This window comes from Ruegeria sp. CJ6 (genome assembly GCF_056536665.1).
Genome location: NZ_JBQFQB010000003.1, coordinates 256,803 through 270,845, shown reverse-complemented (window position 1 = coordinate 270,845; position 14,043 = coordinate 256,803). Strand labels below are relative to the sequence as shown.

The 14,043-nt window shown below is 57.0% G+C and carries 13 protein-coding genes; 1 reads left to right on the top strand and 12 read right to left on the bottom strand.

Annotated features, from left to right (window positions below; translation table 11 throughout):
- Positions 1-10: 10 nt before the first annotated feature.
- Positions 11-934: an alpha/beta hydrolase gene (locus ACR0BT_RS11000; protein ID WP_480763131.1), complete on the top strand. Its 924-nt coding sequence runs from the start codon at positions 11-13 to the stop codon at positions 932-934.
- 10 nt (positions 935-944) lie between these two features.
- On the opposite strand, the gene ACR0BT_RS10995 is transcribed toward ACR0BT_RS11000, so the two are convergent.
- The 12 genes from ACR0BT_RS10995 to ACR0BT_RS10940 form a co-directional block, all read right to left on the bottom strand.
- A complete protein-coding gene (locus tag ACR0BT_RS10995) occupies positions 945-1,781 on the bottom strand; it encodes an alkaline phosphatase family protein (RefSeq protein WP_480763130.1) in 837 nt (278 codons plus the stop codon).
- Between the two features lie 162 nt (positions 1,782-1,943).
- Positions 1,944-3,581: an ABC transporter ATP-binding protein gene (locus tag ACR0BT_RS10990; protein WP_480763129.1), complete on the bottom strand. Its 1,638-nt coding sequence runs from the start codon at positions 3,579-3,581 to the stop codon at positions 1,944-1,946.
- A complete protein-coding gene (locus tag ACR0BT_RS10985) occupies positions 3,578-4,393 on the bottom strand; it encodes an ABC transporter permease (RefSeq protein ID WP_480763242.1) in 816 nt (271 codons plus the stop codon). Before ACR0BT_RS10985 ends, ACR0BT_RS10990 begins: the two co-directional genes overlap by 4 nt.
- The gene (locus ACR0BT_RS10980) at positions 4,393-5,349 is read right to left on the bottom strand and encodes an ABC transporter permease (RefSeq protein WP_170392259.1); all 957 of its coding nucleotides are present in this window, start codon (positions 5,347-5,349) and stop codon (positions 4,393-4,395) included. Before ACR0BT_RS10980 ends, ACR0BT_RS10985 begins: the two co-directional genes overlap by 1 nt.
- 15 nt (positions 5,350-5,364) lie before the next feature.
- Entirely contained in the window at positions 5,365-6,951 is a 1,587-nt protein-coding gene (locus ACR0BT_RS10975) for an ABC transporter substrate-binding protein (RefSeq protein WP_170392257.1), read from the bottom strand.
- 334 nt (positions 6,952-7,285) lie between these two features.
- Positions 7,286-8,389 carry a glycerate kinase type-2 family protein gene (locus ACR0BT_RS10970; RefSeq protein ID WP_480763128.1) on the bottom strand — a complete coding sequence of 368 codons (1,104 nt, stop codon included), beginning with the start codon at positions 8,387-8,389 and terminating at the stop codon, positions 7,286-7,288.
- On the bottom strand, positions 8,389-8,826 hold the full coding sequence (gene dtd, locus ACR0BT_RS10965) for a D-aminoacyl-tRNA deacylase (protein ID WP_170512407.1): 438 nt from the start codon (positions 8,824-8,826) through the stop codon (positions 8,389-8,391). The genes ACR0BT_RS10970 and dtd overlap by 1 nt, the downstream gene beginning before the upstream one ends.
- A 22-nt stretch (positions 8,827-8,848) precedes the next feature.
- Positions 8,849-9,517: a nitroreductase gene (locus ACR0BT_RS10960; protein ID WP_480763127.1), complete on the bottom strand. Its 669-nt coding sequence runs from the start codon at positions 9,515-9,517 to the stop codon at positions 8,849-8,851.
- 63 nt (positions 9,518-9,580) lie between these two features.
- On the bottom strand, positions 9,581-10,672 hold the full coding sequence (locus ACR0BT_RS10955; RefSeq protein ID WP_170392249.1) for a TFIIB-type zinc finger domain-containing protein: 1,092 nt from the start codon (positions 10,670-10,672) through the stop codon (positions 9,581-9,583).
- A 35-nt stretch (positions 10,673-10,707) separates the two neighbouring features.
- A complete protein-coding gene (locus ACR0BT_RS10950; protein ID WP_480763126.1) occupies positions 10,708-11,856 on the bottom strand; it encodes an SPFH domain-containing protein in 1,149 nt (382 codons plus the stop codon).
- A 22-nt stretch (positions 11,857-11,878) separates the two neighbouring features.
- Entirely contained in the window at positions 11,879-12,850 is a 972-nt protein-coding gene (locus ACR0BT_RS10945; RefSeq protein ID WP_480763125.1) for a DUF2927 domain-containing protein, read from the bottom strand.
- Positions 12,850-14,040 carry a toxic anion resistance protein gene (locus ACR0BT_RS10940; protein WP_170420695.1) on the bottom strand — a complete coding sequence of 397 codons (1,191 nt, stop codon included), beginning with the start codon at positions 14,038-14,040 and terminating at the stop codon, positions 12,850-12,852. Before ACR0BT_RS10940 ends, ACR0BT_RS10945 begins: the two co-directional genes overlap by 1 nt.
- Positions 14,041-14,043 lie beyond the last annotated feature (3 nt).

The window sequence follows — 14,043 nt, the reverse complement described above, 5'->3', positions numbered from 1 at the left end:
CGGAGGAACAATGGACTATGAACGTCTGATCGACGAGGAGACCTGGGGTTTCATCCGGCGCACAGCCGAGAGCTATCCGGATGATACAGTAGAGATGTCCATTGCTGACCAACGCCGGGTCTATGACGCGATGTGTCAGGACTTCCGCCAGCCGCGCCCACCTGGCATCGAGGTGCGCGACAGGTCCGCCGATGGCGTACCTGTTCGCATCTATAGTGCCGGTGACCCCACCCGGACCGTCATCTATATACATGGTGGTGGGTTCGTCGTCGGGGGCTTGGATAGCCACGATGATGTCTGTGCGGAACTCTGCGCCCAGACGGGCTATCGGATCGTTTCGGTCGACTATCGGTTGTGCCCTGAGCATGTGCACCCGGCGCAGTTTCGGGACAGCTGGACCGCGACAAACTGGGCGGTTCATGAATACGGCGAACCTATCGTGCTAGCCGGTGACAGCGCAGGTGGCAATCTGGCAGCAGCCGTTTCGCACCATGGCCGGGGGCGGTTGGAAAATGTGCTGGGGCAGGTCCTCATCTACCCTGGGTTGGGTGGCGATAAGTCAGAAGGGTCGTATATCGAGCATGCCAATGCCCCGCTGCTGACATTGGACGATATCCGGTTTTATGAGGCCGTTCGGTGTAAAGGTGTTACACCCCAGAACGATCCTACCTATGCACCGTTGCATGACAATGATTTCTCAAGGCTTCCGCCGACGGTGGTGGTGACCGCCGATTGCGATCCGCTGCGCGATGACGGGCAAGCTTATTGCGACCGGATCACAGCCGCAGGTGGGCAGGCCCACTGCATCAACGAGGCCGGTTTGGTCCACGGATATCTGCGCGCCCGAACATCGGTCAGGCGCGCCGCTGACAGTTTTGAGCGAATTTCCGTGGCGATCGAGGCTTTGGGCCAGGGGATTTGGTCTTACGACTGAACCACCCGCCTCAGGTCAGGAACGGCTTGGCCTTCATCGTCTCGGCCATCGGTGCACCCATACGCTTAAGTATGGTTGGGGCTAGCTGAAGCTGGTCGATCACGGTCTCCGGATCAGGGCCATGGGCCTCACCAAAGTAGTAGAGCGCCGTTTCTTGCTGTAATGGGCCGCGACCACCGTGATGGCCGCGTTCGTCCTGACCATGATCAGCCGTCACGATGACGTCATAACCCAACTGCTGCCAACGCGGAATGAATGGGGCCAGCATTTCGTCCATGACAAAACAGGCATGATCCATCTCTGTGCAATCGTGGAAGAAACGATGCCCCATGCTGTCCAGTGTGCAAGTGTGCAGGATGCCATAATCCAGCCCAAAGCGCAGACACAGATTGGTGAGCGAGGCAAACAGATCGACATCACTGGGCGTCATCTGGTTCGCTTTGCCGTATCCCGTCATCGAATGAAATCGACCATGGTTGATGGTCAGGCTGTCGGGCTCGTCATATTCAACGTCGCGGACGTAGTCGAATGGGTGGCGATTGAAGAATTGAGACCAATAGCTGTGGGTGACCGCGCCGGTTATGCCACCTGCCTCACGCACCTGACTGAACACGTCCTTGTGGCTTAGTCGGAAGACGTTGCCGTTGCCTGTACAGCCATGCTCTTGCGGTGTAACGCCGGTATGGATCGACGCATAGCAACTGGCAGAGGTCGAAGGCAGTACAGAGCGAAGTTTCCAAACCCGGGCAGCACCGCTGTCGACCCACCCTTCAAGATTGCCAAACAGTCGACGAAAGTTGCGCCAGGGGACGCCGTCGAGGATGATCAATAGCAGTTTGCGGTCCATGTTCCGGCCCTTGTTTCTGAGTATTCGTTCCGGCGAACCTATGAGATTCGTCCGGCTATGGCTGCGCATTTGCGCCCCAAATAGCAAAATCCCGACGTCTGCTTGTGTTCACAGCGCCGGGAATTTGAATGGTCTTCGGTGTTTCTTTGAGAAGGGCGCGGATCAGTTCCCCGCGCTCTCCATTTTGCGGTGGGCGACAACCTCTTCCAGCCAGCCAAGATGCATCTCAGGCACCGAGCTAAGCAGCAAGTCTGTATAGTCGTCGAACGGAGGGCTTAGCACCTGACTCTTGGGACCGTAGCGAACCACCCGACCCTGATACATCACCGCGATACTATCGCTGATCGCACGGACTGTCGCCAGATCGTGGGTGATGAACAGGTATGCCACATCCTCAATCTTTTGCAGATCCAGCAGCAGCTTGAGGATACCGTCCGCGACCAGCGGGTCGAGCGCCGAGGTGACCTCATCACAGATGATCATCTTTGGCTTGGCTGCCAGCGATCGCGCGATACAGACACGCTGTTTTTGACCACCTGACAGTTCCGCCGGATAACGATCGATGAACTTCTCGCCCAGTTCGATCTCATCCAGCAGCTCAACGATCCGCTTGCGTTTCTCGGCACCGCGCATGTTGAAGTAGAACTCGAGTGGGCGTCCGATAATCGTACCGACGGTCTGACGCGGGTTCATTGCCACGTCGGCCATCTGGTAGATCATTTGCAGCTCACGCAGGTCTTCACGCGTGCGGCCTTTCAGATCAGAGCTGAGCTTGCGGCCCGCAAAGGTAATCTCACCATCGCGGGGCGGAAGAAGCCCGGTGATGACCCGCGCCAGCGTAGACTTACCCGACCCGGATTCACCCACAACCGCCAGTGTCTGCCCCGGATGAAGCTCGACGTTGACATTATGCAGCACGTCGAAATTCAAGCCTTTGTAGCGCGCGGTGATACCATCGACGCTCAGCACGGGTTCAGGAGTTGGCTGTTTCTCTTCGTGCTCGATCGAGCGGACAGAGACCAGCGCCTGAGTGTACTCTTCCTGCGGGCGGTTGATGATCTGGTCGGTATTTCCGTATTCGACCGTATCGCCCATACGCAGCACCATGATGTCATCGCTCACCTGAGCCACAACCGCCAGATCATGCGTGATATACAAGGCGGCAACGCCCGAGTCGCGAATGGCCTCTTTGATGGCCATCAGCACGTCGATCTGCGTGGTCACGTCCAGTGCCGTGGTAGGTTCGTCAAAAACCACCAGATCAGGCTCGGGACATAGCGCCAGCGCCGTCATGCAACGCTGCAGCTGTCCGCCCGAAACCTGGTGCGGGTAGCGTTCACCGATGTTGTCAGGGTCAGGCAGGCCAAGTTTGGCAAAAAGCTCACGCGCGCGGGCTTCAGCCTCTTTGCGCGAAAACTTCTTCTGTTCGACGGCAGCTTCGACCACCTGATCCATGATCTTCTTTGCGGGGTTGAACGATGCGGCAGCGGATTGGGACACATATGTGACCTCACCACCGCGCAGCTTGCGGATATCCCCATGAGAGGTCTTGAGGATATCACGCCCGTTCACCCAGACCTCGCCGCCGGTGATCTTCACGCCGCCCCGGCCATAGGCCATCGAGGCCAGACCGATCGTCGACTTACCAGCCCCGGATTCACCGATCAGACCCAGCACCTTGCCTGGCGCGAGGTCAAAGCTGACCCCGTGTACGATCTCGATGTCATGTGGTTTTTCGCCCGGTGGATAGACGGTCGCGCCGATCTTGAGGTCGCGGACCTTGAGAAGGATATCACTCATCCCCGGCCTCCTTTCAGCGATGTGGTACGGTTCAGGACCCAGTCAGCCACCAGGTTGACCGAGATTGCCAGCGTCGCAATGGCCACAGCGGGATAAAGCGCTGCGCCGATGCCATAGACGATGCCATCCTTGTTTTCCTTCACGATACCACCCCAGTCAGCCAGCGGTGGCTGGACGCCCAGTCCCAGGAACGACAGGGTCGAGATGAACAGAACCATGAAGATGAACCGCAGCCCGAATTCGGCAACAAGTGGCGACAGAGCATTGGGCAGGATTTCCCGGAAGATGATCCAGGCGCGCCCTTCGCCGCGCAGCTTGGCGGCTTCAACATAGTCCATCACGTTGATGTCCACCGCTACAGATCGCGATAGGCGATACGGGCGGGTGGCATCCAGTAAGCCCATAACAAGAATTAGGATCGGGACGGTCACCGGAACGATGGCCAGAATGACCAGTGCCAGGATCAGAGTCGGGATTGACATGATCAGATCCACCGTACGGCTGAGCGCCTGATCAGCCCATCCGCCCAGTACAGCAGCCAGCAGGCCCAGCGAAGTACCAGTCAGAAAGCTGAGCAGCGTCGCCGCTGCCGCGATGAAGATTGTCGTGCGCCCGCCATAGATCATGCGGGTCAGCAGATCGCGACCGATATTGTCAGTGCCTAGCAGATGTTCGGGGCTGCTCGGCTCCCAGACGTCGCCGACGACTTCGGCCATTCCATAGGGTGCAATCAACGGAGCGGCGATCGCCAAGAAGAAATAGGCACCGGTGAAGATGAGGCCAATCAGAGCCGAAAGAGGAATGTTCTTTATCATTTCGGATGCCTCAGTCTTGGGTTGGCAAGGATCGACACGATATCTGCAACCATGTTCAGACCGATATAAACGGCCGCAAACACCACGCCGCAGGCCAGAACAACCGGCACATCACGTTTGGTCACGGCATCCACAAGGTATTGCCCCATACCTGGATAGACGAACACAACCTCGACCACGACAACACCCACGACCAGATAGGCCAGGTTCAGCATGACGACGTTCACGATCGGTGAAATCGCGTTGGGAAAGGCATGGCGGGCAATAACCTGAAATGTGCTGAGGCCTTTCAATTCAGCGGTTTCGATATAGGCCGATTGCATGAGGTTCAGAATGGCCGCGCGCGTCATGCGCATCATCTGTGCCAGCACGACCAGCGTCAGAACAAAGGCAGGTAGCGCGATTGCATTCAACTTTTGTCCAAACGACATAGAATCATTGATCATCGCAAGCGACGAGAACCATCCCAATTTCACTGAGATATAGTAGATCACCACATAACCGATCAGAAACTCGGGGATCGAAACCGTCGTCAGGGTGATGGCTGAAATCAGTTTGTCGGGCCAGCGATTGCGGAACCGCACGGCAAGCAGCCCCAGAAAGATTGCAAGCGGTACGGAAACTATTGCTGCCACGCAAGCCAGGAACAGAGTGTTCCCAAGGCGTTTTCCAATACTCTCGGAGATATCAAGTTTGTTGGTCAGGGATTGACCCAGGTCACCCTGAAGTATGCCGCCCAACCACTCGAAATAGCGTGTAAGGGCAGGGCGGTTCAGGCCCATTTCTTCGCGTAGGTTTGCCAAGGCCTCTGGAGTTGCGGACTGCCCCAGGACGGCTTGCGCGGCGTCTCCAGGTAGGGCTTCGGTTAGGCCGAAAATCAGGGCCGAAGCGCCGAGCAGCAAAAGGAGTCCCAGCGCCAGGCGCTGGGAAACCAATTTGATGATGGGATGCATTATCCGTAGCCCGTTTTAGACGAACCACATTTTGCGGGATATGTTGCCGTTCATCATCTCTTGCGTTGGGTCAGATTCCCAGCCATCCAACTGGTTGCTGACGCCTTCGACAAAGTCGTTGAACATCGGGCAGATCAGGCCGCCTTCGTTGCGGACCATTTGACCCATCTGGCTATAGATGGCTTTGCGTTTCTCAGGGTCGAGTTCCGCCTTTGCTGCAAACAATAAGTCGTCAAACGCCTGAACCTTAAACCTCGTGTCATTCCAGTCTGCGGTCGACAGATATGCAGTCGAGTACATCTGGTCCTGAACCGGGCGGCCGCCCCAATAAGACGCACAGAAGGGTTGAACGTTCCAAACCTCGGACCAGTAGCCATCATTGGGCTCACGCTTGATTTCAAGCGGAATTCCAGCCTGTGCAGCAGTCTGCTGGAACAGAGCAGCAGCATCTACAGCACCTGGGAACGCACCATCGGCAACGCGCAAAATAATCGGAGAGCCATCATGTCCAGATTTCTTATAGTGCTCTGCAGCCTTTTCAACGCTGAATTCGCGCTGTTCGATGGTTTCATCAAACAATGGATAGGCTGAATTGATCGGCATATCATTCCCGATCGAGCCATAGCCGCGCAGAACTTTGTCAACCAATTCCGCTCGGTTGATGGCGTACTTCAGTGCGGTGCGCAGTTCATTGTTATCAAACGGAGCCGTGTCGCAATGCATGATGAAGACATAGTGACCGCGACCAGCGGTTGAATGCACCGTCAGGTTAGGCGCACGGCCCAACAGGTCGGCAACTTTGGGTTCAACGCGGTTGACGGCGTGGACCTGTCCGGACTGCAGTGCAGCGGTCCGTGCCGTCGCATCGTTGATCACAACAACTTCTACGCTGTCAAAATTGCCGAAATCGCTGTTCCAGTGGTTTTCGTTCTTGGTGAACAAGTGACGGACGCCGGGTTCGTCCACTTCTAGTTTGTACGGGCCGGTGCCGATACCTGCCGCAGGATTATCCATGCCGCCATCGGGCTGAATGATGAGGTGATAGTCGGCCATCAGATACGGCAGGTCGGCGTTCGGCTCGGTCAGTGTGACCTGGAAATTGTCTCCATCGGCCTTCATCGACTCGATGCCTTTCATGATGCCCAAGGCACCTGATTTGGAATCTTCGTTCGAGTGGCGCTGCATAGTTTTCAGCACGTCTTCGCTGGTCATGGTCTTGCCGTTGTGGAACTCGACCCCTTGACGCAGCTTGAACGTCCAAACTTTGGCGTCTGCACTTCCTTCGACGCTTTCAGCAAGGCGCGGTTCGATGGTTCCGTCGGGCGCCACTTCGACCAGTTGGTCGCCGAACTGCTTGCCGTTCTGGAACGGGACTGAGCTTGCGTAGGTTGCCGGATCAAGTGAGTTGGTTGATTCACCACCCTGCAAACCGAATTTCAGATCGCCGCCCTTTTTCGGACCAGCGGCACGTGCAGCATCGGCAAACATAGTGCTTGCCATTGCGGCCGAGACACCCAGTGCCGCTGCTTTACCCATGAATTCACGGCGGGTCAGCTTTCCAGCTGTGACCTGCTTTGACATGTGAGTGAGTTGTTCGTTCATCCAGATTTCTCCCAGTTGATAGGATGTTCAGCCCGTTGGTGGGCTTTTTATTGACGCATGAGTCAACTTAGGTGCAATTCAGGGCAGCGGGCAAGTGCAAATCTCTTGAAATAATGGGGAGGTTCCGCCTTTGATCGCGCCAGATGATCTTGTTATGAGCCTTTGGAAATCCAAAACCCCTTATTCCTAACTACTTACTCTGACCTGAACAAATTATCCGATAGTTGCCTGGTCAGTTTTGCATGAACTTTCGTTCCACAGATCAAACGCCATTCCGGCCTTTAAGTGATTCTATCTGGTGGGTTTTTCGGATGGGCGGAGTCAGGGTCTAGGATCAGTTTTTTATTGCAACAATCAGATCCATTACGTTTGTTCCTGTGGGTCCCGTGACCAACAGCGCCCCCGCCTTGTCGAGGAAACTGCCGCTATCTGCATTGTCCAGATACGCTTGCGCCTTATCAGACCAAGTGTCACCGGTAACGATGGCGCCTGCTGCATCTGTTGGCCCGTCGGTGCCATCTGTTCCTCCGACGATGACGGTCAAATCAGATTGCCCTGCGATTTCGCGCGCAAGTGCCAGAGCAAGGGCCTGATTACGCCCACCGCGCCCTGGCGCATCAGGTAGGACCACGGTTGGTTCGCCGCCAAATACCATGGCGCCCTTGGGCATATTTCGCAGCCGATCTCCTAATTTAGCTGCAACCGAGAGATAGTCATCGTGCATCGCTTCTTCGTTGTCGAGGACCTTGATGCCTGAGTTCTCAGCCGCAAATGCTGCGGCGTCGCGCGCGTGTGCATTTGATGCGATTATAGCGGTGTGGGCAGAAAACTCCGGTTCGTCGGGCAATGACCCGATACCGGAGCCAATAACACCCAGATCATCGCCCGGGACGTCCGAGATCGCCAGAACGGTCACGCTTTTCCCCGAGAATGCCGACAACAAACCGCCGCCCTTGATCCGGGACAGCTTGCGCCGTTCCGTGTTCATTGCACCGATGTCGAGACCTTCACTCAGCAGTCTTTGGTTGAGGGCCTCAAGATCATCCAATGTCGCACCTGCCACGAGGTCCTCGGCAAGCGAAGAAGCCCCTCCCGAAACTAGCAGAAGCAGTTTGCTGTCGGGTTTCATCGCCTCAACCGTTTCGCGCAATGCCTGCCCACCCTTCAGACTGCGGGCATCGGGAACCGGGTGTGCAGCTTCTATCACCACAATATGCTTAGGCAGGTCGTGGCCATGGCCATCCTTGGTAACCACCAGAGTGGGCACTGGGCCAAACCGTTCGACGGCCGCACGGGCCATGGCCCCGGCGGCTTTTCCAACGGCCAATATCTGATCTGGGGCTTCTATCGCCCGAGTGGCCTCCAGTGTTGCGTGATATCCATCAACTGCCGCCACACCTGCGTGCCAAATGTCCTGTGCCTGTTGCGAACTCTGCATCAGCTTTCCATCCAAATTGTGACTGGTCCGTCATTGACCAACTCTACCGCCATGTCAGCTCCGAACGCACCTGTCTCAACCGGAATGCCCCGCGATGAAAGGTTGTGTACAAACGCCTCGTAGAGGTGTTCGCCCTCAGCCGCCGGGGCGGCCCCGGAAAACCCAGGCCTGTTTCCACGCGATGTGTCAGCTGCCAAGGTGAACTGGCTGACCACTAGGGCCGAGCCCTCAATATCCAATATCGACCGGTTCATCTTTCCCGCGTCGTCCTTGAAGATACGAAGCTTTGCGATCTTTTCAGCCAATTGATCAGCTTGTGTCTCTCCATCCCCCTGCATCGCACAAACCAGAATCATCAATCCGGGGCCCGATCGCCCGATCACTGTTCCATCGACTTTGACCGAGGCACTGGAAATTCTTTGAAGTAAGGCGCGCATCTGCAGGTCCTGTATTCTATTGCTATTCGTGCCAATCGATCACTTCATCCAGCGCGGCACGTTCCGTTCTGAACGCGTTCGCCGGGTGATCCATATCCGCATATCCGAACGAAATCGCGCACAGAATCAAGCGATCTTCTGATATCCCGAAATAACGGTGAAGAAATGCGCCATGTGCCGCTACCGCTGCCTGCGGGATACAAGCCACACCCAGGGCCTGCGCCGCCAGTGAAAATGCGGTCACGAAGCCACCACAATCCATCGCGCCGTAAGGGCCCAGTTCAGCAGGGCTGGACAGTATGGCGCAATGTGGGGCGCCGAACAGAGCATAGTTTTCCATCATCTGTTGCGCCGAGGCCCTGCGATCACCTTTTTCGATACCAACCGCTTTGTAGAGGGCCCAGCCACAGGCGCGACGGCGCTCTTGATAAACACCGGAATAGCCGGTTGGAAAGGGTAGGTCCGGAGCAGGCGCAACGTGCGAAGCTTCGTGTTGCAATGCGTCCCGAAACTGGTCTGTCTCGGCCCCGCTGGTGATGACGACCTGCCAGGGTTGCGCGTTGCACCAGCTTGGAACACGCGCAGCACTGGCGACGATCTGTTCAATCTGTTCGCGCGGCACCAGGTCCGTGCGATAGGCACGGCAAGAAAAACGATCGGCCAAGAGCGCGTTCAGAGCGTCAAGGTGCAATTCAACATCTCCTTTCAGTCATGCCGAGGAGTAGGTTCCATGAGCGTGCTCTGCTTATCAGCGTTATTGTTGTCCAGTTGCCACCAGATACCCGACGCCGGCCGCAACGAGAAGGCCCAGAACCACGGCGATCGTAATCTTGATTGCGGACCAGGGACGCTCACCCTGAACGCGGCCAGTCCGGCCATTGACCACAAAACGATAGGTCTGGCCGCGGTATTTGTAGGCCGCCATCCAAACCGGCAAAAGGATGTGTTTGAATGTGACATCTCGCACTTCGGTGTCGACAGCGTGAATGCGCTGACGATCGCCTCCGATATCGAAGCGCACGTCACGCTCGATCACCCGTGCCATATGTGCGCGGGCCTCTTGATAACCTTCTCGCAGTTCGACCGTGTAAGCCTCGGCGCGGAAACCGGCCAGATATTCTGGCTGGTATGGCTCAAGCGCAGGCAGGTCCCATGGCTCCAGCGCATCGGTATAGGATTTGGGCAGCGATTGAGACGCCAACACCAGAACATCGTCAAAGAACCGTGCGACCCGTCCGGATTTTGGAGTCCAGCGCACTTTGGGGACCTGTTGCTGTACGCGCTTTCCATCGCGCATGACGGTTCGAGTTTCGTAATACACCACACCGCGTTCCCCACGATAGCTCGACTTGGTATCAGCGTCGAAGGTCCAATACGGGACATAAATGCCCTGCATCTTGCGTCCCTTTCGGGCGTATTCCTTCAACCCGTTGGGTGCAAACCACAGTCGGCCCAGCCAATCCCCCATTGCCTTGTGGGCCGAGCGTTCATCCAGTGCAAAGGGCAACACTCCGCGGGGTTTGATATGGCGGCTAACGCCTGTATCGGTCACTACCGGAGTGGCACAGAACGGGCACTCCGCAGCATGGGTGTTCGGATCAAACTCAACCTGAGCCGCGCAGTTCGGACAGGTCAGAACACGGGTTTCTTCAATCTCGCTGTCAGGCAAGCGATCCGCGATGGCGGCGTCGAAATCCAGCTCTCGCAGACTTGCACCACCCCATGGGCCAGCACCGATCGTTCTGGTGTTGCCACAATGATCGCAAGTCAGCGTTCCGTCACCGGGATTGAACCGATAATCCGCCCCGCATTGGTCGCAGGGGAAACGGTGTTCGTCTTTCGCCATGACAGAACCTCGAAATCAGGTTACCAAATGTCAGATCACGCGCCCGGAGGCGGCGGAGGCAGGATCGTGAACAGCTGTGCCAGTTCCTGCACATCGCCTGCCTTCTTCCAACCGTCCTGACCGGCGGTCCAGACGTGGGTATCACGCGTGATTTCACCATCGGTTGCCATACGACCCATCTTGGCCTTGGAGAACGGCCCGCTGGTCTGGCCATCCACCGCGATATGCCACACGTGCTCGACGGGTGGCGGGGGTGGCGGTGCCGCAGGCGCTGCGGCTTGCGGGGCAGCGGGGGCGGAACCGCCCCAAGGGCCGCTCGGCTGACCCGCTGCCATGTTTGACATCTGCTGCGCCATCGCCATGCCCATTCCCATGCCAAGACCTGCGCCCATGCCGCCACCCTGACCGGGGTTGCTTGCAGCTGCCGTCATCGCTTCGGCTGCGGAATACTGCGTGAACTTGCCCAGATCGCCCGCCAACCCCATCGATGTGCGCTTGTCCAGCGCGGCCTCGACCGCTGGTGGCAGCGAGATGTTCTCGATGTAGAACTCGGGCATGCTCAAACCATACCCGTCCAGCACCGGTGACACCTCGGCGGCAATCAGTTTGCCCAGATCGGCAGTGTTCGCCGCCATATCGAGAACTGGAATGCCCGAGCCTGCGATGACGCGGCTGAATTCCTGCACGATGATGTTTCTGATCTGAAAGCTGATCTCGTCCATGGTGAATTCACCATCGGTGCCTACGATCTCTACTAGGAATTTCGCCGGGTCCTTGACCCGCACTGTATAGGTGCCGAAGGCCCGGATGCGTGTTGGCCCAAACTCGGGATCGCGCAGCATGATCGGGTTCTTGGTGCCCCATTTCAGGTCATTGAACCGGGTCGTGTTAACGAAGTAAATTTCAGACTTGAACGGAGACTGAAAGCCGTGATCCCAATGCTGCAGCGTCGTCATGATCGGCATGTTGTTTGTCTCAAGCATGTAGAGACCTGGGGTGAAGACATCCGCCAACTGCCCCTCATGCACAAAGACCGCCGCTTGACCTTCGCGCACGGTCAGCTTGGCGCCGTATTTGATCTCGTGTCCTTCACGCTCGAACCGCCAGACCATGGTGTCGCGGGTATCGTCGACCCAGTGGATGACATCTATGAATTCACCGGTCAGAAAATCAAAAATTCCCATTGGATTTCTCCTGTCTTCGGGGTCAGAGCGACTGCCCCATCAATTCGCGTGCAATGATACGGACCACTGGCCGCGCTTCGTCAGCTGTCATGCCTGGCTTGAGGCGCGGGTCGTATAGAATGGTTAGTAGTTTTTCATCATGGCTTGTGAGCAGGGCGAACTCGTCGTCATCGTTGAAGATTGATGGCCGGGCAGACGGGCTGTCATTCGGCAGCCCCAATCCCTGAGCGATCTCTTCGTGGACGCAACTCAGGCGCACCAGATCGGGATGTTCCGCCCGGATCAGGGCAACAGCCCGGGTATATGTCTGTGGCGCGCTGTTCGACGCCGAAGCGAATACAAAGCAATAGAAAGAGCGCGGCAGTTTGTCGAAGAGGTCAAGTTGTGCCTGCCCTATGCCCGGGATCAGTTGTCGCAGCCGGGCTTGCACATAAGCGGTATCATCTTCACCCGCCACGAAGACGTGGAAATTTGCATTCCGGGTGGTGGTTGAGACCGGGTGTCCAGTGAGCCGCGACAAGCGGTTGGCGTAGGCGTCAATTCGGGCGGTCTCTTGCTGGCGGACTTCAGGTGCAACCGATGGACCAAACTCGGGCTTTATGCGAACCGGCGACGACCAGCGACTAAGCTGTCGGCTGGTGCGGCTGCTTCCGCTGGCAACGCCTTGCCCCGGATATTCATTATAAAACGCTATGGTCTCAAAGTTCCGGGCCAGATCATCGGCATCATAGGGCGTATCAGGGCCACCGCCATCGGTTCTCAGCAACCCGCGCGTCAGCAAGTTGTTTTGTACGCTTTCATAGTATCGCGCGAGATCAAGGCTCGCGGGTGAGGGCGCTTGATATGCATTGCTCAGGCCTTGCGGCTGGGCAGGTTGAGGTTCAGGAGCGATCGTCGTCGTCAATGCCTCATCGCAGCCAGCAAATGCCAGCAGCGACAAGCCCAATACTGCAATCTTAGCGCGATGAAATGGCCGCACGCCCGCTGTTTCCATTATCCGGGAACAGCCGTTCCGGCATTGTCGCCGATCCCGTCCTGTCGCGCCTTGGCCGAGGCGAGCGTGTCGCGCAATTCGGCCTCCATCTTCTTCAGTTCTTCCTCGGCTGCGGCGCGTTTGGCCTTGCCTTCGTCTGCAATGGCGAGGCTTTCGTTGATGGTGCCGATCAGGTCTGCATTGGCTTGTTTGACGGCTTCGATATCGAAGACGCCACGCTCCATCTCTTCGCGGATCATTTTGTTGGATTCGCGCAAGTTGGCGGCGTTCGAGGTCAGCAATTCATTGGTCAGATCATTGGCATCACGTACGGCAGCGGCGGCCTCGGCACTGCGCTGTATGGTGACAGCTTGTGCCAGCTGGGTTTCCCAGAGCGGTACTGTGTTGACGAGGGTCGAATTGATCTTGGTCACCAGCGACTTGTCATTTTCCTGCACCAGACGGATGGAGGGCAGCGATTGCATCGTCACCTGACGGGTAAGCTTCAGGTCGTGGACCCGGCGTTCCAGATCATCGCGCGCGGCACGCAAGTCGCGCAATTCCTGCGCTTTCATCACCTGTTGGTCTTCGGGCGCGGCCTGAACCTCGGTCTCTTTTTCAGGAATGTCATGGCTGTCCAGCTCGGTCAGCTTCTCCTCTCCCGCTGCGATGTACAGTGCGAGTTCGTCGTAGAACTCCAGCGTTTTTTCGTACAGCAGATCCAAAGACTTGATATCTTTCAGCAGTGTATGCTCATGCCCCAGAAGATCATCAGTAATCCGGTCGATCTGGCTTTGAACGTCCTCATACTGCGCTGTGAATTTGGCGAAGGGCGCAGCACGGCCCAGCAGTTTTTCCCACCAACTGCGTTCGCGACGCACATCCAGTTCGCTGACTGAAAACCCCCGGATCGTTGTTACGATATTGCGAAGGCTGTCACCCGCCGGGCCCACATCCTTGTTGCGCACGTCGGCCAGCATGGCCTGACTGATCTCTTGCAATTCCGCCTGTGCGGATGATCCGAACGAGACGATCGAGTTTGTGTCGCCCATGTCGATCTCACCCATCCGCTTGCGGATCTCGGCACCAACTGGTTCGTCGGCCTCTTCCAACGGGACAATCTCGGCCTGCGGCTCGGGGAGGGCTACGGCGGTGACTTCCTGCACCAGCGTTTCAGCCTCGACTGCCTTGTTTTTAATCTCATCGGACATGGG